The 19,333-nt window shown below is 43.8% G+C and carries 17 protein-coding genes and 3 pseudogenes; 6 read left to right on the top strand and 14 right to left on the bottom strand.

Going from position 1 to position 19,333, the window contains the following annotated elements; translation table 11 throughout:
* Window positions 1-263: 263 nt before the first annotated feature.
* Window positions 264-1,172 (bottom strand): dienelactone hydrolase family protein, encoded by a 909-nt coding sequence (locus tag AB4138_RS11485; RefSeq protein ID WP_102394668.1) that lies wholly within the window; start codon window positions 1,170-1,172, stop codon window positions 264-266.
* Between the two features lie 408 nt (window positions 1,173-1,580).
* On the opposite strand from AB4138_RS11485, the gene AB4138_RS11480 reads away from it, so the two are divergent.
* Window positions 1,581-2,207 (top strand): type II secretion system protein, encoded by a 627-nt coding sequence (locus AB4138_RS11480; RefSeq protein WP_372306111.1) that lies wholly within the window; start codon window positions 1,581-1,583, stop codon window positions 2,205-2,207.
* An 11-nt stretch (window positions 2,208-2,218) separates the two neighbouring features.
* Here the strand turns inward: AB4138_RS11480 and AB4138_RS11475 are convergent, their stop codons facing one another.
* On the bottom strand, window positions 2,219-2,674 hold the full coding sequence (locus AB4138_RS11475) for an Lrp/AsnC family transcriptional regulator (RefSeq protein ID WP_017059083.1): 456 nt from the start codon (window positions 2,672-2,674) through the stop codon (window positions 2,219-2,221).
* 142 nt (window positions 2,675-2,816) lie between these two features.
* On the opposite strand from AB4138_RS11475, the gene AB4138_RS11470 reads away from it, so the two are divergent.
* On the top strand, window positions 2,817-4,628 hold the full coding sequence (locus AB4138_RS11470) for a PLP-dependent transferase (RefSeq protein WP_372306108.1): 1,812 nt from the start codon (window positions 2,817-2,819) through the stop codon (window positions 4,626-4,628).
* Window positions 4,629-4,744: 116 nt separating this feature from the next.
* Here the strand turns inward: AB4138_RS11470 and AB4138_RS11465 are convergent, their stop codons facing one another.
* Complete coding sequence (locus AB4138_RS11465; protein ID WP_017059085.1) at window positions 4,745-4,987, bottom strand: hypothetical protein; 243 nt, start codon at window positions 4,985-4,987, stop codon at window positions 4,745-4,747.
* A gap of 406 nt (window positions 4,988-5,393) precedes the next feature.
* Between AB4138_RS11465 and AB4138_RS11460 the strand changes: the two are divergent.
* Both AB4138_RS11460 and AB4138_RS11455 read left to right on the top strand, forming a co-directional pair.
* Window positions 5,394-5,705, top strand: a pseudogene (locus AB4138_RS11460) (biotin/lipoyl-binding protein); the annotation flags it as partial.
* Window positions 5,693-6,508 (top strand): annotated as a pseudogene (locus AB4138_RS11455) (DUF2955 domain-containing protein); the annotation flags it as partial. The pseudogenes AB4138_RS11460 and AB4138_RS11455, both read left to right, overlap by 13 nt.
* Here the strand turns inward: AB4138_RS11455 and AB4138_RS11450 are convergent.
* On the bottom strand, window positions 6,505-7,389 hold the full coding sequence (locus AB4138_RS11450; protein WP_372306105.1) for a LysR family transcriptional regulator: 885 nt from the start codon (window positions 7,387-7,389) through the stop codon (window positions 6,505-6,507). The pseudogene AB4138_RS11455 and the gene AB4138_RS11450 overlap by 4 nt on opposite strands.
* A 164-nt stretch (window positions 7,390-7,553) precedes the next feature.
* On the opposite strand from AB4138_RS11450, the gene AB4138_RS11445 reads away from it, so the two are divergent.
* Window positions 7,554-8,054, top strand: a complete 501-nt coding sequence (locus AB4138_RS11445) for a nuclear transport factor 2 family protein (protein ID WP_017059088.1) — start codon at window positions 7,554-7,556, stop codon at window positions 8,052-8,054.
* 197 nt (window positions 8,055-8,251) lie between these two features.
* Window positions 8,252-8,998, top strand: a complete 747-nt coding sequence (locus AB4138_RS11440) for a nuclear transport factor 2 family protein (RefSeq protein ID WP_372113092.1) — start codon at window positions 8,252-8,254, stop codon at window positions 8,996-8,998.
* A 156-nt stretch (window positions 8,999-9,154) separates the two neighbouring features.
* Here AB4138_RS11440 and AB4138_RS11435 read toward each other — a convergent pair whose 3' ends face one another.
* From AB4138_RS11435 to AB4138_RS11390, 10 genes and pseudogenes are all read right to left on the bottom strand, one after another.
* On the bottom strand, window positions 9,155-9,712 hold the full coding sequence (locus tag AB4138_RS11435) for a GGDEF domain-containing protein (RefSeq protein WP_157938577.1): 558 nt from the start codon (window positions 9,710-9,712) through the stop codon (window positions 9,155-9,157).
* A gap of 321 nt (window positions 9,713-10,033) precedes the next feature.
* A complete protein-coding gene (locus AB4138_RS11430; protein ID WP_240798951.1) occupies window positions 10,034-10,411 on the bottom strand; it encodes a hypothetical protein in 378 nt (125 codons plus the stop codon).
* A gap of 249 nt (window positions 10,412-10,660) precedes the next feature.
* Entirely contained in the window at window positions 10,661-11,830 is a 1,170-nt protein-coding gene (locus AB4138_RS11425; protein WP_372306101.1) for an MFS transporter, read from the bottom strand.
* A gap of 128 nt (window positions 11,831-11,958) precedes the next feature.
* Window positions 11,959-12,297: pseudogene (locus tag AB4138_RS11420) on the bottom strand (LysR substrate-binding domain-containing protein); the annotation flags it as partial.
* Between the two features lie 88 nt (window positions 12,298-12,385).
* Entirely contained in the window at window positions 12,386-13,111 is a 726-nt protein-coding gene (locus AB4138_RS11415) for a metallophosphoesterase (RefSeq protein WP_029235480.1), read from the bottom strand.
* Between the two features lie 79 nt (window positions 13,112-13,190).
* Window positions 13,191-13,685, bottom strand: a complete 495-nt coding sequence (locus AB4138_RS11410; RefSeq protein WP_017059097.1) for a YcxB family protein — start codon at window positions 13,683-13,685, stop codon at window positions 13,191-13,193.
* Between the two features lie 467 nt (window positions 13,686-14,152).
* The gene (locus AB4138_RS11405; protein ID WP_372306098.1) at window positions 14,153-14,992 is read right to left on the bottom strand and encodes a hypothetical protein; all 840 of its coding nucleotides are present in this window, start codon (window positions 14,990-14,992) and stop codon (window positions 14,153-14,155) included.
* 39 nt (window positions 14,993-15,031) lie between these two features.
* Window positions 15,032-16,153, bottom strand: coding sequence for a choice-of-anchor X domain-containing protein (locus tag AB4138_RS11400; RefSeq protein WP_372306095.1), 1,122 nt, complete (start codon window positions 16,151-16,153; stop codon window positions 15,032-15,034).
* 12 nt (window positions 16,154-16,165) lie between these two features.
* The gene (locus AB4138_RS11395) at window positions 16,166-17,683 is read right to left on the bottom strand and encodes a triacylglycerol lipase (RefSeq protein ID WP_171732109.1); all 1,518 of its coding nucleotides are present in this window, start codon (window positions 17,681-17,683) and stop codon (window positions 16,166-16,168) included.
* Window positions 17,684-18,172: 489 nt separating this feature from the next.
* Window positions 18,173-19,270 (bottom strand): nickel/cobalt transporter, encoded by a 1,098-nt coding sequence (locus tag AB4138_RS11390; RefSeq protein WP_136982812.1) that lies wholly within the window; start codon window positions 19,268-19,270, stop codon window positions 18,173-18,175.
* Window positions 19,271-19,333: the final 63 nt, after the last annotated feature.

Here is a 19,333-nt window from a genome sequence, read left to right as displayed (position 1 = left end):
GGGTCAATAGGTTTGTTTGAAGCGAAGTTACATTGATGAGCGGTTAAGTCAGTGAATCAACGAGGCTTCTGTACGTGAGACTCGACCGACAATCCCCTTCTAACCCCCTTGGTTTACATCTCAAACCTATTGTTGGTAATGGGAAAAGGGAGGAACTGATTACCGACCAACAAAGGCCTCGCGAGTGCGAGGCCTTTTGGGTTTTGTAGGGAATAGGGCAGTCACTCGGAATCTAAAGAAAACGGGTTCAGTAAAGCTAACTATTAAGAAAGCTTTTGGTTAAAGAACTCAAGTGTACGTTTCCAAGCTAACTCTGCTTCTTCTTCAGCATAGCGGCCAGTTGAATCGTTATGGAAGCCATGGTTCACGCCGTCATATATGTAAGCTGTGTAGTCTGCTTCGTTCTCTTTGAGTTCGGCTTCATAATCTGGCCAAGTCGCATTCACGCGTTTATCGATTCCCGCAAATTGGATGAGCAAGGGGCCTTTTACATTTTTTCTTAAATCTGGTGCGGCAGGAGTACCATAAAATGGAACGCCTGCATCGAGTTGCTCTGGCATGACAGCGGCCAACATATTCACGATATAGCCACCGAAGCAGAAACCGACTGCGCCTAGCTTACCGTTACTTTTTTCATGGGACTTCAAGAAGTTTGCCGCTGCGATAAAGTCTTCTTCGATTTTCTCTTTTGATAGCGACTTCTGCATCGTTCGACCTTCATCATCATTACCTGGATATCCGCCAAGCGAATAGAGTGCATCAGGTGCAAACGCAATAAACCCCGCCGCTGCGAGTCGTCTTGCCACATCCTTTATGTATGGATTGAGGCCTCTATTTTCATGAATGACCAATACAACAGGCGCATTGCCCTCTAACTCTTTGGGTACAACCAAGTAACCATAGCCTTCGCCGTGTCCTTTAGGTGAAGGAAACTTCTCGTAGGTTGCTTTGATGGAAGGGTCATTGAAAGAGACTTGCTCTGCCTGCGCATAATTAGGAATCAGTGCAGAAGTTAGCGTCGTCATGGTTAAGCCAAGTACAGCTAGCCCAGATAGACGAGTCATAAACTCTCTGCGATCAATCAGGCCGTGTGCATATTCGTCGTACCAATCAAATGCTTCTTGAGGGATAGATCGAGTTGGGGCTGATTGAGATTCGGTATTTGGATTCATAACTTTTCCTTGTTGTGAGTTGTTTGACCAATCAACTATAGTGGAAAATTTAATATAATTGAACGATCGCTCAATAATTTTTGGGCTATTTGTTCTATCAAAGTACAAAAATTAGATGACAGTCCGATAAAACGATCACTTCGAATCGATTTCCATCGCTTTGGTTTGTTTTACGGAGCAATTCAATACAAGGTTGATTTGAGGGTTAAGTCAGTGAAGTCGGGTGTGATGATTGTTTGTTTTTAGGGAGGCTCTAAATCGAAGTTGGGCACATTAGAGCTAGGCTTATTTTCCGCAGACATGGACAAGTAAGTTTCAATGCAAAACGCTTGATTTTACTCTGGTATAATCTTTCTCATAGGGACGACCTTAGCGTTATCAGAACCTTCTTGATGAGAGATAAAATAGATGTTGAAACTTCTGCGTCAGATAAAAAAATGGAAACTTGTAACGTTTAGTTTACTCATGCTCATTGCCGCTTTTTTTATCTACAACCAGTTCGGGAACCGTATTTCCCGTGTCGATGAGGCAACATTTTTGATCGGGCAACTGAATACTGTCTTGGATGCAGCGGAGCAATATTCTCATGACAATGGCTCTTTACCTCCAATTACTTCCGATACCGACACGAACTTCGGCTACTTAAACATCAATCACTTAATTGAAAATCCGGGCTTATCAACATGGCGAGGACCATATCTACCTTATGGCGATACATGGATAGGTGGTGATCAGTACATCGATCACCCAGATTACATAGCAACGCAATTACTGCTTAAGGAAAAGGATAGTCTTTGGATAAGAGGAAGCTCCGAGACAGGTTGCGAATCGTCATCATCCACTTGCTCTGTTGCAGCTTGTATCTGGTTGGTACCAACAAAAGTCGCACAAGAAATTAATAAGATTGTGGACGGCAGTTCGAGTATAGAAAGCTCAGATGCGACAGGAAAAATACGTTACGAAAAAGCTTTTGGTGGCGCTCTTATCTGTATGATTGGAGATGACTATCCAATGCCTTCTGCACAGTTCAACTAAGTCGTTTCTAATTATCTCACTGGCAACTTGGTCTTAGTTTTTACTTGACCAAAGGCGAAGCTCGATTCTATAGAAGCGATATTGGGTAGGCGAGTTAATTGCTTACGGATGAACTGCTCGTAGCTTTTGAGTGATTCACTGACTACATGCAATAGGTAGTCGTGATTGCCCGTCATTAGAAAGCACTCTAACACCTCGTCAATCACTTCGATGTGCTGTTCAAAGTCTCGCATGTTCTCTTCTGTCGGCTTTTCAAGTTTCACCAACACAAACACATTGACTGGCAGGCCACACGCTTCTTGGTCGACACTGGCGTGGTAACCACGAATTATCCCTTGTTTCTCTAATGCTCGAACTCGGCGTAAGCAAGGAGAGGGCGACAGTGCTACTCGATCGGCCAACTCTTGATTAGACAGCCGAGCGTTGTTTTGCAGTTCAGCCAGTATTTTCTTGTCGATCTCGTCCATTGGCATAATCCATCAATATTGAATTTAGTTTGGCAATATTATTGCTCAAAGTGTATGTCTTACTTCGCAAATAGCAATTTTTAACATCTGCCCAAAACTAAAATTAAAGAAGGAACAACAAGCATGGAATGACTTAGGAATTATGAATACTTCAACTCAACTTAGCCCGCTGCGTAAAACCACCAAACACGAACAAGCAGAAGCTCTTGCGATTGAGCAAGCAAAGCACTTTGGTATCGACCCAAATAGCGATTACGGCATCACGCTGATTGAACTGGCGACGACACTGTACCAAGCCAATACCAAGACACACGATCTTTGGGCATTGACGGTTGATGGACTTTCAGAGCTCGATAAAAGTGACCGAATCGCTTGGTTTAACGCCAAACGTTTTTTGTCATTCCAGATCGCTAAGATCCTCGATAATCTGCAAAACCCAATGCGCGCCACTTACCAGTCTATTGCCACCAATAATGGTAATTTTGCGTCTAAAGGTGCGTATCCAATTTTCGATAATGTCGCTGCTATATTTTCTGCAAGCCCTGTGATTACACGTACCGCGACCTATTTGTTTGCGTGTACAGAATGGATTGAAGATGCGTTTAACGGTAAAGAGCCGTTGCACGATATATATTCTCGACTGCTTAACCCTACATCGATTTCACTGGCTAACCATATGGTTGATATCGAGGCAGGCTCTAGAGCCAACGAATACCTCGCATGGAACTTTAACTCGGGTATGGCGGCTATTGATGGGTTGTTGAGCCACTTGCTCGGGCATGAAGACATTGTTTTGGCTTCACGCAATATCTACGGTGGTTCTTACCAGCTGTTGGAAGATTGGTTTGGAAAACCTTCTAATCTGAATGTCGCGGTAGAGTGGGTGGATGGTTACTCCGGTGATGAGTTTGCGACGCGCCTTGATGAGGTTGCTGATAAATACGCAGATCGCATCGCTGCAGGTAAGAAAATCTACGTTTACCTAGAGTCACCGTGTAACCCGCATGGATACGTGTTGGATGTTGCTAGCATCAGTAAAGCTGGTCACTCTCGTGGTTGGGATGTGATTGTTGACTCAACAGTGGGTACACCATTGTTGCACCCAGTACTAAAACGTGACGATGTGATGGAAAGACCAGATTATGTGATTCACTCCTACACCAAAGAACTGGCGGGTTCTGGCACCACAACTGCTGGGGTTGTGATTGGTCGCAATGAGACTATGTTTGTGCCAAAAGGAGAGGAGGTCACTTTCACCAAGCCCAACGGTGATGAGGCCAAAATCCTATGGAACGAAACGCTGTTTTGGAATGTGTACTACATTAAGGGTGCATTCCTAGATGCAGATAAAGCGTTTGAAGTGCTCAATGGTATGAAAACGTATGAGATGCGAGTGGTGCAAAAAACGATTAATACACTGACTCTCGCGAAGATCTTTGATGCTCACCCAGACATCAATGTGTCGTGTCCTGCTTTGCCAGATAGTGATAACTATGAACACTGCCAGAACAACATGTACTTGGGGCTACCAGCGGCGCTTTTCACTATCGATATGGAAGGCAATGGCGACCGTGCGCCAATCAATCGAGATGGCTTCAAACAGTTCTTCGACATGCTTGAGCCCGCTATCGGCATGCAAGTAAGTTTAGGGCAAACCAATACAGTGGCGCTGTGTCCAGCACTGACTACGCACTCAGAACTCAGTGATGAAGCGCTCAATGAAGCCGGTATCAAACCGACGACAATGCGTATCTCTATCGGCTTGGAAGATCCTCGAATGTTCATTGCTCATATTGTCGAGGCGGCTAAATTGTCGATTGACCGCAACCACGTAGATTTCTCATCCAGCTTCCCGAGTGGTGACAATATCGATGAAATCTATATGCAAACTTATATGGATGTACACCAGAAGTTTGTGAAAAGCTTGCCGAAGTTCAGTCAGCTGAGTCAGTAACTTAGGTCAGTTAACAAGATTAGTCAGTTAAAGGCCGTCAATAAAAAAGCACCCAGCTGACTCAATAGTCGGTAGGGTGCTTTCTCGATGATCATATTGGTTTACCAAGTCACTTACTATTTAGGCTGGTGGCCTGTCTTCTTCGCAAGTTCTTGCATAGCCTCGGCAAACGTAGTTGTTCCGCCTTTCGCTTTAACCTGAACCACCTTATATCCTTGGCTTTCCAGCGCTTGGCGCTCTTCTAAAACGGCTTTGTCATCTGGTTGACTGCCTTGCACAGGCTGATGAATGTAATACCCTTCTAATTGACCATCTTCGACCAGTTGGTGGTGTTTCAGTGCATTGATATCAAAATTCATAGTAAGTCTTTTCGCTTTAAATGGAGAGTCTCTGTGGCAAAGGCCGCGAGTCTTTATAATTTTATGGTTTGTACAATAGGCATTTTAACCATAAGAAGCTAGCGAAAATTAAGCAATCCAATGGAATGAAGTCGGGTGGTCTTACTTCTTCAATCTCTTATTGAACGCTGGGAAGGAAAGGGGAGGAACTGAATGCGAACGTTTCAATACACCCTTATCTGACCTTTTCGTTCAACCATTGAGCGAAATCGGTACAAATCATCAACCTTTCCAAATGTGGAATCCTCACTTCTTTTATTGGCTCTGTTTTCCATTTGTGAATGGTTATAACCTAGTTTTCGTAGAAAAGAGAATCGAATAAGCCGTGAGCGCGGCGCTTTATAACGAATGAAAACTAGGTACAAGCATGAACGAAAACTTTTATAGATACGCGATTTACACTGTTTTTTCAGCGGCAGCATTGTTCTCCGCTTTTTTAGTCACCTCAGATAATGTTTCCCCTTTTACCACTCAAGCGACTTTGTATCGTAACGTCGCGACCATTGCGCCAGAAGTGTCCGGCGTAATTACCGACGTCATGGTTAGTAATGGCGAGTTGGTTGAAAAAGGTCAACCATTATTTGCTATCGATGCCAGTAGCTACCAATTGAAAGTGGCACAAGCGAAAGCCGAACTGCATCAAGCGCGTGACTCTGATTCAGCAAAATGGCAGCAAGTACAGCGTTGGTGGTGACTGAGGTATTTTCACAGCATCCGTTTGTGGTGTGGACCATCAGCCTGTTCTTCTTCGACTTTATGCGTCGTCGAGCCACTACGCCAGCGAAGAAAGGTAAAATGTTGATGCCAACCTTCAACTGGATTTTGATTGTGGTGTTTGCTCAGCATACCACCATGGATATGCCGATGCGTATTCATGAAATTTTGGTATCCATGTTGATTACCATGGTAGTAGCAAAAACCATGGTGGCTCTGTTCCCTGTTGAGCAAGGAAACAAGCCTCCTGTATTTAAAGAACAGCCTGTCACATTTGAGAGCAGAGCAATTTCACTCGCGTTGATTGGTCTTGGTTTGGCATTCTTGATGATTGTCGACATCATCTCTGCAACGTTCTGCATGGTGCCAGAGATTGCTGCTGCAACCCAAACCACACACAAAAGCTTTATCGACGTGGTTGGCCGCCGTTTTCAAACTCAAGTAGGCGGCTGTGCAGTAGCCGCGGTGTTCACCTTGTTGATGGCAGGGCATCAGTCTACATTCGGTTACTACACCATAGTGTTGGGTTTATTTGCCTTTATGATCACCGCATCAATGGCCAAAGCGAAAGGTTCAGCCAGAGACGTTCATGCCGATGCGTTATTAGCGACCATGCTGCCGATTCAGTTGTACATGACCAGTAGTAATTTGGGGTTGGAAAGTACCTTCCTACGCGCTTGGGAGCTGACTGTGACTTTGTTTGTGCTGTGGGCTTTGTGTCATTTTGTTCGTAAGCCTAATGGTGAAGAGCCGGCACTCGTTCGCTAATAATCAAATCCGGCCAACCGATTATGGTCTGATTTGATTGCGCCTTTCATAAAATTAAAAAATGCTTTTACTTTGGCTGAATCTTCTAAATCTTTATGAGTCATCATCCATAGGTCTGTATTTTGGTGCATCACTTCCATATCTACTCTTTGCAGAGTTCCCTTACTGTTACCTAAAAAGCAGGGTAAGTAGGCTAACCCCATCTGATTTTCAGCCGCGATGATCAGGGGCTCAAAAGAGTCGGCTTTCATGACAATTTTGTCTTCCGAAATCAGTTCAGAAACCTGTAGCGAAGCACTGCCTCTATGCATCATTAACCAAGATGCAGACCTTAAGGGGTGCTTACTCTTAAGGCCATTTATATATTCTGGCGATCCGTAAACACCAAAGGCAATTTTACTTAACTTGGTCCCAACTAAATGGGCTAGCAACTCATTTGCCGGGCGAATCGCGATATCTGCATCTAGGTGTGAAATATCCAATTGACGAGATGTGAGGCTGAGTTCTAACTGAATTTTTGGATAAAGCCGATGAAAAGCAGCCAAATGAGTACCCAGAATGAGGCGAGATAACGCATCGGTCGTCGTTATTCTTAGCGTACCTTCTAGCTTCAATTCCTGTCCAAAAACCTTGTGCTCCAATTCTCTTACTGTGGATTCGATAGCGAGAGCTGACTCCAGAAGCTTTTGCCCTTCAACCGTTAGTTTGTATCCGGTAGGAAGTTTATGGAAAATTCGTAATTTGTGACGATACTCAAAGGTGTCAATACGACGTAAAACGGTGCTGTGGTTTACACCAAGTGCTCTTGCCGCGGCCGACAGGGATCCTTCATTCGCCACTGTTAGAACATATTGCAGGTCATCCCATCTTATGTTGTGCATTTGCGCATATCCAACGTGTTCAATTAGTGAGTTTACCAAAAATTTAGCACAGCTATAGTTATCTCAACAAGGCAATAAACAGAACTGAAGTTCAAAGCATGCACTGATGGCACTTTTAATCTCCCATGCATTGAGCTTCAAAATTGACAATCAGGAGAAAGAAAATGTTAAAGAAAAATCTACTTATCGGTCTAGCGAGTCTTCTGGCTTTCTTTCAATTCACTCCAGCCCTTGCAGATGAAACAAAAGCAGTCGATTCAGCAAAGACACTAGAAACGGCTCAAGCATTCTTATGGGCGGCAGGCTCAGGTGATATGGCAAAACTCGAGTCATTAATGGCCGATGATTTTGTCTGGCACAACGAAGGTGACGCCGACATCCCTTGGATCGGTAACTGGGAGTCAAAAGAAAAAGTGCTCAACACTTTCTTTCCTCTATTTGGCGCAGGTTTGAAAGTCACAAGCTGGTCAACAGACTATAGTTTTGTAAACGGCGACCAAGCAGTATTCATGGGCAGCATGAGTGCCATTGCGAATGAATCTGGTGTAGACACGGGTAAATTCAGCTGGGCGGTTCGAGTTCAGGTTGAAGATGGCAAAGTGAAGAGTTGGAACTGGTTTGAGGATAGCTACGCAGTATCTAAAGCTTATCACGCCAAACAGTAACCACAGTGACCAATTAGGTTGTAAAGGCTCGATATGCTGTAGACGTATATCGAGCTTAACTTGGTTTTGAATAGCGACGCGAAGAGCCTATTCAACAATCCGACAGTTAAAAGGACACCTGAGACAATCTAGTTCTGAGTTTCAGTGTACGAGCCAAATAACGTACTTTGGCACTATTAAGTTTGGAGAAACTATCTATGAGCAATAAGCTAGCGAATGCGACTAATCTGTATATGGAAGGTATCCGAGATGGTCATGCATTAGAGGCGGTAACGAAGTACACCGGTCAACGTTATACTCAACATAGCACTGGGGTTCGCAACGGTATTGATGGTTTTGTTGAGTTCTTCGAACCGTTCTTAAAACGCTGCCCTGTTAGAGACATAAAGATCATACGTTCAATCGTCGATGGCCAATTCGTGTTTGTTCAAGCATTCCAAGATATTAATAATGGCGAATATAAGTGGGTGACTACGGATCTATTCGATACCGATAATGACGATAAAATTATTGAACATTGGGATGTGATTTCTGCCTTCGAAGCTCAACCGACGGAAGGGGAAGGTCGACTGCAAGGGCCAATCAATCATACTGACTTAGATAAAACAGAGGAGAATAAGAACCTTATCCTTGATTTTTTATGTGATGTCATGGTACTAGGGCAGAAAGACAAGCTATCAAAGTATCTCCAGCACGAAGAGCTAGCCGTTTATCAAGCCTCAGATGTGAGCCCTTTAGATAGCTATATTGGTGGCTATGACCAAGTGTTCAAGATTGTCGGTCAAGGTAACTTCGTAGCAGCTTACAGCCGAGTTATTGATAATGGTCTCGAGGTTGCGCGTTTTGATCTATTCCGAGTTGAGGGAGGTCAAATTAAAGAGATATGGGTAAACCAAGAGCCCGTGCCACCAAAAGCAGAATGGGTAAATGGCGGGAAGTTCTAGAGTCGCTTTAAGGGAGTTACGCCAATAATGCTATCGCTAAAACAAACCGAAAAAGCGCATCCTTGCTAACCTTACTGGTTGTGTGTGTTTAACCTCTTGAATCTTAGCCAACATGTTTTGTGATGGAAGAGTATTTACACTGTTTTACAACTCGCCTTAACGCTCAACAATGCAATCGCGCCCTTGAGATTTTGCGTCGTAGAGGGCGTTATCCGCTCTTTTAATTAATGAATTCCAGTCATCGTTTATGAGGGCTTGAGTCACTCCAATGCTGACAGTATACGTGCCAGAAGAGAGCTCTTGATTGGAGTTGTGTTTTGCGTGGTTTCTTATTCTTTCAGCTATCTGCATTGCTTGAACTTTATTCGCTCTAGGTAGCATGACAACAAACTCTTCTCCACCATAGCGAAAACAGAAATCGCTTGTGCGGCATGTATCTTCAAGAATTTGACCAAAGTACTTAATCACATCATCTCCCTTGTCATGACCATAGGTATCATTAATTTTTTTGAAGTGATCTAGGTCGGCAATCAGTACAGAAATGTCACTCTCTCGGCCTGGTTGAACAAGCTTGGGTATCAGTTCTGCTAGGCCTCTACGGTTATAAAGGCCGGTTTGTTCATCAGTGATCGATGAACGATAGGTCTGCTTAAACAAACGATCAGTTAAGATCCAAAACACTGAAAATGCGAGGCTAACAATTGTGATTGTCATGATAACGAAAGACAATTTATGAATATCTGATATCAGGTAATAGTTCGAATTCGTTCCTTTGGTATGAGCAAGTACGCCCCTAATTGCCATATAGAGAATGTTGATAAACAGGGTCAGATTCAACAGACACTTTGCTTCTCTGTTATCGTGCTTTTCCCCTGAATAGTTTGCACAGAGGGCTAAGATACATATCGTCACAACGAGAATACTTCGAGCCTCGATCCTAGAAGTTACAGAAGGCGCAATTAGGGCGCTATAAAGGAAGAAGCTAATGCCAAGGTGCGAGTTATTCAGGAGCCTAACCTTAGCTTTGTTATACTTTTATTTTAGATTCTCTAAACCCGATGTATCGACGCCTTTTAAGGTGTCTTTTGCTACTTCATCTAAATCCGTCGTTGTCGATTTTTGAGGATAACTAGCAGCGGCACCTTTACCGATCGCTGTTGCTTCTGCTTGTAGCTTTTTCCCCTCAGACTCACCCGCGATCCAGCCTTGCTTGTAGTCACTGTCTGATTCAAAACGCTTTCCATCTTTTATGTAGTTTTCGAAGCTATTGCCGCTTTCTTGCATGCCGCTATGCCTACCGTCATGAAAACCTTGTATGTAAGAGGTGTTGTGACCACTCTCAATCAAAGCACTATCACTTGTTCCGCATCCGGACAAAAGAAAAACCAATAAGATTAAAAACAGTTTATTCATACTCAAAGCCTCGGAACTCAGTCGTCTAAATGATAAGAATAGACCAAGATCATCTCGCAAAGGCATAACAGCGCTCTAGGCGGGAAAGCTTGTTTGAGAATCATGATATTCAAAACTTGAGAGAGTAGAGTTACTACTGCCTTATTAGATCTAGAACGATAGCAAATCACTGGGTGGTAATTTGCTATCAATTACAGAGTGAATATCCGTTGTGCATATTGGTAAGTTCAAGAATTAAGATGAGGTGACTTATTGCTTATTTGAACGGTTAACGATAAAACTCAATATCACGACTGCAATACTAAAGCCCACAACACCAATCCAACCCGCACGTTCAAATACCTGAATTCCCACAAATGAACCAAACGCACCACCGAGATAGTAGCCAAGCATATAAATACCGTTGATACGACTTTGAGCTTGTGGGTCAATTGAGAATACGCGTACTTGGTTCGATACTTGAGCGCTAAATACCCCAAGGTCGATGAGAATGATACCGACGATCAATCCAGTCAATGTGTCAGCGAAAAGCCCCGATATAACAAAACCAGCAGTAATAATAACTAACGCCATGCTGATCATGTTTCGAGAGCCAAACTTGCTCACCAGTGACCCTGAAACTTTGGCTCCAATCACCCCAGCAAGTGCAATAACACCAAACATTCCTGCCTGTTGTGCATTGTAGTTAAACGGAGATTCACTGACATGCAGAGCTAACGTCGCCCACAGCGAATTGAACGAAGCAAACCAAAGCGCGCCAGTTAAAGCGGAAGTACGCAGTGTCGCATGCTGCTTGATTAACGTGGCCATGCTCGCAACCAGTTTAAGGTAAGGTATTTTCGTTGTCGGCGTGTTCGTCGGTAAAAAGGCATACAGCAACACACCAAAGACCATCGCAATAATTGCTGACATCATAAATACCGCGCGCCACCCAAACTGCTCACCGATGAACCCACTGAGTGTACGCGAAAGCAAGATGCCCACAGTTAGGCCTGTCATTAATGTGCCAATGACTTTTCCTTTCGTTTCTGGAGTACTTAGTGACGCTGCAAATGGAATCAGCTGCTGAGTGATGTTGGCACTCAAACCAATCGCAAAACACGCAACAACCAGAGCCACTAAGCTAGATGCAGTAAACGCGACAAAAGATGACAACACCAACATGACAGACAAGATCGCTATTAGGCGTCTGCGGGGTAACGTGTCTCCTAAGGGCGATAAGAATAGCAATGCCACGGCATAACCAATCTGACCAGCAGCTGGCACTGCGCCTAGCTGTTCGCTTGTTAACCCTAGCTCTGCGCCGATCTTAGGTAAGATGGGTTGGTTATAATAAAGGTTTGCAGCAGTTGCCGAGACTGCGCTCGACATCAGTAATAAACGTCCTGTGCTCAACACTTCTGTAGTCAATTTTGACATGGTGACACCTTAACTTTGGTTCATCGTTTTAATGAATGATTTCGATGAGCTAAGTCTTAGGTTAGCGATTGAATAACAAAAATAACCATTTGATTTAAATTCTATGCGAATCTGGTATAGATAACTTTCTAAGCCATGTTTTGTTGAATCGCCTCAATTTCACTCTGTACGACAGCAACAAAGACACTGGCTGTAGGGGATAGAGTATGCGAATGGTGTGTCATCACTAATGGCATTTGTACGTCCACAGATTCAAGATTAACAAATACACATCCCTCACTGCGTAAATCACGAATTGCATGCGGTGCGATAGATACACCTAAGCCAGAAGAGACTTGGGTTAACACGGTTTGCATGTTGTTGGGTTGTTTTTTTATATTTGGAGAGAATCCAGATAGGTCACATTGAGTAATGATGGAGTCAAATAATCCTACCGCTTGTTCACGTTCAAATAAGATAAATTGAATCGCCGCAAGCCTCTTCTATTGGCATAGCTCTATATAGTTTGGTTTATTTGAAAGCTAATCTATGAGGTTTAAGACAGTAAGATAGGGTTCAAAAATAGACAGCTTGGTAGTTGATGGAATCAGTACAGAACGAGATTCGACTTAATCCTATCTTCTCGCTGCGATTGTATTCATTGATCGAGTGGTCAAAGCCATAGGCTGTCGACGGGGCCATATATTGAGTTATGCCTTGCTGTGTCGCTGTTATTTCATCATGGCCATGACCGCAGAACACGTCACGAACGCGATATTTTCGAAGCACTTTCATCACATCAGTATCGTTCTCTAGGCGGATCGCTTTCATCCAATCTGCACCGACTGGAATGACAGGGTGGTGAACAACCACGATAGGATCATTGGCCTTTCTCAATTGTTGTTTTAGCTGAGCCATGCCGCGGTTATCAATACGCCCTGAACCAAGTGGGTGGCGGCTGTCTAGCGGCTTGAAGCTTGAGTCTAGGAACACAAACTCTCGTTCACCGATGGTGGCTTTGTCGGTGACATAAATCGTCGAGCCTTTTAGCTCTGTGCGCATTAAGCGAGAGTCATCATGATTACCCGCAATCACGTAAATGGATTGGTCGCTAATGTGTTGCCTAATGAATGCCTCTAATCGAACGTAGTCGCCAGACTTTGGGTTACAACAAATATCACCAGTCAGAAAGATGGTCTTGCATGCCGTGTCTTTGTTGACGTATTCCAGTGCTCTGCGCAGGTTCTCATAGCTGGATTCATCGGAAAGGTGGCAATCACTGATTTGGTACACGGTATTCATTGTTATTGCCCGGTAATTCGATACGTAGAATTAAAAGTGATAGAAAAATGCCTGCTAAATCAGCAGGCATTTATTGGTGTTATTTCGCTTTTGATGCGGCGTGGTGTTCAATCATGAAGGCAATAGCTTCATCGTTTAAACAAGATTTACTCACATATTGGCGCTGTTTACCGATATGCAGGATAAAACCAAGATCGGTCTGCTCAAGTTGGTCGATGTCACTCCACGCGATGGTGTTGGTCGCTTTGTGGTTTTTGTAACTTACTCCGTTAGCGTCACCTTGAAAGACAATTTTGCTGCCTGCGCCTGAGCTGATCTTTTGTCGCCATAACCACCAGGTTCTTTTGCAGTACACACTGAATGCTTCAATCACACTCAAAACGATAAAGAACCAGCCAACATAGCCGTTAGGTAATAGTTCAAACTCCAGTAGAACCACACCAAAAATAAGAAACAGTATTCCTTTTAAGTAGGCTTTTGGAAATTGAGTCGGAAGGCTAGTTTGATCATAACACTCCGCGAAAAACGTCTTGTCGAGTTTGTATTCTGTAGTGAAACCGGGTTCTTTAGACATGTGAGGCTACTTTATGGTTCTCTGTGAATGGGCTGTCAGTGGGCAGGTGTCCCACGCTGCAATTTTGCAACTTGATTATTGTATCGCTTCTCACTGTTTTTATTTAGATATTTTGGCTCTGTTTTGTAAATCGATGATACTTAACGGGTCTATTCTAACTTTAGCTATCAGACTAGTGTAGGGGCATCTTTAAAGTCACCTAAAAAATTGGTGATGGGATGGATAGATCTGTGGAGTCACCCGGCTGTTGGGACTACTGGCCTTTTTGGATAAAACTTCGATCTCATTTTGTTGGTTGATGGAGTCTATAGTGATTAGCGTGCTTTATCACTACTGTTGAGGGGCTGGCATAGTCTGCTCTAACAGAATAAACATATGAAGCTTGCAAAGTTCATCACTGTTCATTCTGAGAGGCCATGCCCAAAGCGATACCTTGGGCATGGCCTTATTCTATTTCAGTTTTAGGATCAGTACTCGATGAATAATGACACCTGCTTAACGTTAATGAAGAAACTTCTTTCATAGGGAGAAGAGGTAAGAGCAATATCTAGTTTGTTCAACCCAGACACTCTCTTCTCATTTAATGCTTCTAATAGTTTAGAGTTGGTAAACCTAAGCGTTTGACCGGCTTCTACGTTGTTGAATGTAGTGAGTGTGAGTGGATTACTCCATGCTGCACATATTGTAAAAGACTCACAGAACGTGTCGTAATCCAGTGTGTTTGGAGACCAAGTTTGATTAACGATATGCGCAGTTACATTGTTGAATGGAAATTGAAGAGTTGAATCTCCGAAATCAACAATAAGCGTTGCCTGTTTAATTTTCCCTCGAACCTCACTTAAGTCAAAACTCGCTAGTGTTTCGTAGTCGTATGGGATTGAAGCCCCCGCTCTTAAGTAACCACCGACACGATGTTGCGTGACATGTGTTGCCGGGGTTGCTTGCCAGTTTTCTCTTTCCAAACCGAATAGGTTAGAGGGGAGGGTCACATTCACTGGCGGACTGAAATCAGAGGCTTGGTATGGTGGAGTTTGACCGAGAACTCCTTGTCGATAGGAGTCAACGCCACTGTAGATTAGCAGTGCGTTCAGTTCATAAGGACCATCGGCTTGCTTAAACGTGTCACCAGGAACGGTAAACTTGATGGTGTTTTCGCCAGCCTCAAGCGGTTCTTGGAAACTCACTAGCTCTAAATACTCTCCGGCTGCACCAACGATATTTACCGAACCTGTGTAAGTTCCACTGCGCGTAACATGGATAGGAAACTCAAAACTCAGCGAATCAATGTAGGTTCCATCTTGCGACATAGTCGGTGTGGTGACTAAACTCCCCGTGACTTCAATCGGTTAGCGGCAACGCTCAAAAGATGCTAAATCAATAAATTCTTCAAACTGAATTCGAGGGGCTGAAATTCGTATGTCATCTTGAGTGATTGCGTAGATGATCGTCGGGTTGGAGGTCAAAGTAGACGCTGAATCAAACGCGCCAAAAATATCTTCAGTTGAGTACTGTAGAGTGACGATTTGCTTCGCAGGTTTGAGTTGCAGACGTTTGCTTGTGTTCAGCTCGTCAATTCCATCGGTGAGGTAACCATGAATGGCAAAATCCCCCGCGGATTTAACATCAAGTTCCAAGCGCTGCTCTAAGGCAATAACACAGCCTTCAGAGGAAAACAGTGGAGCGAGTGAGAGGCTGACAAATTCAATGTCAGAGGGTAGTACGTGGATTTTTTTACTTGTCTGGCGAGTGATAGTTGTTCCATATTCTTCAAAAGACGTTATGCCTTCAATTAGATAATCCCCTTCAGCGGGTGGAACGAAAATATTGCTGTAGACACCATCTTTAGCAATAGCATCGAAATTGACACCCTCATCTTTAAGCGTCAGGCGTGTTTTTATTCCAGCTTCATCAATGATCACTGCGCTGGTTTGGGCACCTGTGATTGGATTCCCTTTGTTTGTCAGTAATGCAGAAACGGGAACTGGTTCACCGACCACAAATTGGTTTGCAGCTATCGCCATGCCAAACGCAATAGGGGATTGGATCGCAACCTGAGCAATAATTACTGTGTTGTAACTTGGGTTTGGAAAATCAACGACGATCTTCCATTCGCCAGGTTCAGGGTTAGTTACTTCAGGCAAAAATAAATAGCTGCCCGGTAGCGGCGGACTTTGTGTGTCACCTGAAAGTATGTTCGCTTGCACATCATTGGATGATGTTGCGACTTGCCCGTTAGGCTTGACTAAATATACGGTTGCATCATCCAACGGCACGATGATTTCTGCTTTTAGGGCTTCCGCTTTGTCGATGGTAAATAGCATTGTGACTTCGTTATCGTTACTAGTCACTGGTTGAGATAGTGTCGTGCTTGTACTCATCCCAACGGGTATTGCATTACTGGCGATAGCCGGTGTGATGAAGGTACAGAAAAGACTGAACACCATCACTAATTGCTTGATGAATTTCATTGTGGCCACTCCTTAGCGCATTGAAATAATTTGTTGTAGAAAGCGTTCAACGTTTTGTCCCGTTTTCATTGTTGAGTGGTTAGCCAATACGTTACCCAATGCATTGGTATAACTTGGGTTAGCGCTTGCCAAGGTCACAACAACATCATTTTCTTGCGGTACTGTTTGAATGGCTTGGTAACTGACTATGGTGATTGGATGAGCTTGTGGTCCATGCACACTTGGCATTGTGACCGATTGAGTTTGAGTATCGAGGTAGGCCGCAGAACTAAAGCTTCTTAGCGCCTGCCAAGCGTTAACGCCTGCCCAACGCGATCCCCATGGGAATAGGCCAACGATATCAGGATCTTTCTCAATAACACCGTCTTGGTTGAGATCGGCATTTGCCCCAATAGAAAATGTATTTGCAATATTGCCGCGAGTACGCATTTGGATCGCGTTTGATGCTGTATCCGTTGTTAGATCACGGATACCAGGCATTTTAGGACCCGCAAACGGAATATTTGGGAGTTGCATGTACTTGCCAGCGTAATTATTTGGATCGGTACTGACGTTACTGTAGATATCGGCGTAGTGGTCCATTTTTATCACCGACAAATCTGCTGCGACGCTACCAAGGTGAGGTGTGGAGAAAGTAGAAAGGGAGGTTATCTCAAAGGAAGGGCTAAGTGCTTTGAGGTTTTGGGTATCTAGCCCGCCTTTACTGTGTGCAATGACGTGAACTTTGTCGGATTTCAACTCATCGAGAAAACCCTGAATTTTGTTGTTCAAGATATTAGCGTTAGTCGCTGTGGTTCCATTTTTGTCAGCAGAGAAACGAGTATAACGAATGCCATAGTCATCAAGTGTAGAAAGCACGCCTGGAGCCGTATCATCATCCCAAGTGTCTGATTGTGCAGCAATGCCATGAGCAAGAATCACAGGAATGGCAACATCAAACTCGATTGAGACCCAATCGACAGACATACACCAGTTGTCTCCCGTATTGCCAGTATCAATATCGACGCGAATCTCATTGTTTTGGCCGAACTTGATATCACTGATATCGACTTGAAGGTTAGTATCCGTCCAGCGGTTATCAGAGCCTTGCAGCGTACCTAAAGACTTTCCGTTAAAAGATACGACATCTATTTCTGGAGCAATATTACTGACGTTGGCATTGGAGTCTATGTCGAAGACCGGCATGCTAATCCTTGCGTTAGAACCGAGAACGCCTTTTTGCTGCATATCGCCCAGTTTACTTGGGGCAATTCTCCCGTCACTTTGTAAAACGTTGGGGCTGACAACCATAGGAACAGGTAAAGAGATAAGTAGAGGTCCGCCAGAAGCATAGGTACAACCGGTATCCAGACCAGGACCAGAATTGACAACATAAACGCCGAGTACTTCTTGCGGTGGGGCTATCCCAGAGCTTTGTGAACGCATCGAGAAATTACGCAATTCGTGTGAATCAGGTATATCTTCGGCACTCGCGAAACTCGGAGAAAGTAACAAAACACTGAGCGTGGCGCTCGGAATGTATAGTTTCATTTGTTTACCTTTGAGTATAGGTTATCCAAGAATTTGGTTGAAGAAAGCTCTATCTGTAGTTGTAAGGTAAAGGCTTGGAGTTTGATGTGAAATTTATTGGGTATAATTTCGGCTTGTTACTCAATTGATAAAACTGCTGCTCTATTTTTTTTCAAAATAGGAAGAGTGCGATCGTAGTTTCTGGATTGCGGAAGTTATGTCCTTATTTTCAAAAGGAGGGGGATAGTGCTCTAATATTGTTAGAACAATCTAAGTTAGTTTATGAAAGAGTAGCTAAGAATAGGAAAATCAAAGTTGGATGTAGGTTTGTTACAGAACTACATAGAGCGCGCTGTTCTGAATGGCTGACTACTAACCTAACTGGCTGTGCAAAGTTAGGTTAGTAGAAATTATGTGGCTGTTAATTCAGATTTGAGAGATAAGGGCTAGTGTTTTTTAGTAAAAATGGTAAAGGTCGCAATAAACTGAGGTTTGTTATTACATCGTTCGCTACATAGTGAAAACAGGCGACATACCGCTGTCTTGTCCACTCATTAGCAACAAGCCAATTAAGACAAGTAAAACACCACCGAATAGCTGTAAATAATGACCTGCGGCTTTTAGTGAAGCACTGTTATTCTTGTTACCTGCTGCCAAATAGCGTTTTACCAAGTTCTTGCCTGTTAGTGTCATTATAGCAATCGTCGAGGTTGTGAAAGCAGTACCAATCGCCATGGCAAAAGCACTGACAACACCCATCCAATATAGGCCAACCATGTTTGCGAAAAGCAGTACCATGATGGCTCCGGTGCACGGTCTTACGCCAATCGTCACTATAATTCCAGCATATTCTCGGAGCGTTGAGGCTTTGTTGATTGCGTCTGCATCGGCTACATGCTGGTGGCCGCACCCACAGTCGGCATGAGAATGATCTGCATGAGTGTTAGCTGCGGCTTGCATTGTGCTAGTAGCGTCGATTATCGGAGAAGGGGCTGATATTGATGAACGAAGTGCCATTGGCGAACGCGCTGAAATTGTCGCAGCTGTGTCTGTTGCGAGTGTAGTGATGGCTTTCACTTTCAGCTTAGGCTTACGCATAGCGGTGTAGATGTTTTTCAAAGCCTTCCAACATATAAGTGCGCCGACGACCGCGACTAAGGCAAAGCTTAATGAAACAAACATATTCGCTTTGTCATTCACTACTCGCATGGAAGCACTAAAGCCCCACAGCAACACGCTTACTAGTAAGATTGCGACCAATGCTTGTAAAAAAGCGGAGACGGCCGTAAGCACTAAACTCGCCTTGGCTTTGGTTGGGTGAGTCGCTAAGTAAGTCGACACGATAACTTTGCCGTGCCCTGGCCCCAAAGAATGAAGCATGCCATAGATAAAGCTGAACCCGATAAGGTAACTGCCTGCGCCCCAAGGGTTGGATTTAGCTTCATAGAGCAGGTCTGCAAGTTCTGAATTGACTTCTCTTTGCCATTGAATGCTAGAGATAACTAACGATGGCCACATGGACCACAGTTGATACGCACCAATAGCAATAAGCACGAACGCGCCAGCACTAATGAGGTAGTGATTGATTTTGGATTGATTTTTCTTCATTTAACAAGAACCTATATCTGAAATCTTTCTGTTAATTAGTTGCCATGCTTAATCAGCTAGACG

It is taken from the genome of Vibrio sp. 10N.286.52.C3, assembly GCF_041468865.1.
GTDB lineage: Bacteria > Pseudomonadota > Gammaproteobacteria > Enterobacterales > Vibrionaceae > Vibrio > Vibrio crassostreae_C.
This window is presented reverse-complemented; position numbering and strand designations above follow the sequence as displayed.

What these genes read in the sequence shown, in the direction of transcription:
- AB4138_RS11485 (WP_102394668.1), bottom strand. Translation starts at nt 1,172, where the DNA reads ATGAATCCAAATACCGAATCTCAATCAGCCCCAACTCGATCTATCCCT.
- AB4138_RS11480 (WP_372306111.1), top strand. Translation starts at nt 1,581, where the DNA reads ATGTTGAAACTTCTGCGTCAGATAAAAAAATGGAAACTTGTAACGTTT.
- AB4138_RS11475 (WP_017059083.1), bottom strand. Translation starts at nt 2,674, where the DNA reads ATGGACGAGATCGACAAGAAAATACTGGCTGAACTGCAAAACAACGCT.
- AB4138_RS11470 (WP_372306108.1), top strand. Translation starts at nt 2,817, where the DNA reads ATGAATACTTCAACTCAACTTAGCCCGCTGCGTAAAACCACCAAACAC.
- AB4138_RS11465 (WP_017059085.1), bottom strand. Translation starts at nt 4,987, where the DNA reads ATGAATTTTGATATCAATGCACTGAAACACCACCAACTGGTCGAAGAT.
- AB4138_RS11450 (WP_372306105.1), bottom strand. Translation starts at nt 7,389, where the DNA reads ATGCACAACATAAGATGGGATGACCTGCAATATGTTCTAACAGTGGCG.
- AB4138_RS11445 (WP_017059088.1), top strand. Translation starts at nt 7,554, where the DNA reads ATGTTAAAGAAAAATCTACTTATCGGTCTAGCGAGTCTTCTGGCTTTC.
- AB4138_RS11440 (WP_372113092.1), top strand. Translation starts at nt 8,252, where the DNA reads ATGAGCAATAAGCTAGCGAATGCGACTAATCTGTATATGGAAGGTATC.
- AB4138_RS11435 (WP_157938577.1), bottom strand. Translation starts at nt 9,712, where the DNA reads ATGACAATCACAATTGTTAGCCTCGCATTTTCAGTGTTTTGGATCTTA.
- AB4138_RS11430 (WP_240798951.1), bottom strand. Translation starts at nt 10,411, where the DNA reads ATGAATAAACTGTTTTTAATCTTATTGGTTTTTCTTTTGTCCGGATGC.
- AB4138_RS11425 (WP_372306101.1), bottom strand. Translation starts at nt 11,830, where the DNA reads ATGTCAAAATTGACTACAGAAGTGTTGAGCACAGGACGTTTATTACTG.
- AB4138_RS11415 (WP_029235480.1), bottom strand. Translation starts at nt 13,111, where the DNA reads ATGAATACCGTGTACCAAATCAGTGATTGCCACCTTTCCGATGAATCC.
- AB4138_RS11410 (WP_017059097.1), bottom strand. Translation starts at nt 13,685, where the DNA reads ATGTCTAAAGAACCCGGTTTCACTACAGAATACAAACTCGACAAGACG.
- AB4138_RS11405 (WP_372306098.1), bottom strand. Translation starts at nt 14,992, where the DNA reads ATGTCGCAAGATGGAACCTACATTGATTCGCTGAGTTTTGAGTTTCCT.
- AB4138_RS11400 (WP_372306095.1), bottom strand. Translation starts at nt 16,153, where the DNA reads ATGAAATTCATCAAGCAATTAGTGATGGTGTTCAGTCTTTTCTGTACC.
- AB4138_RS11395 (WP_171732109.1), bottom strand. Translation starts at nt 17,683, where the DNA reads ATGAAACTATACATTCCGAGCGCCACGCTCAGTGTTTTGTTACTTTCT.
- AB4138_RS11390 (WP_136982812.1), bottom strand. Translation starts at nt 19,270, where the DNA reads ATGAAGAAAAATCAATCCAAAATCAATCACTACCTCATTAGTGCTGGC.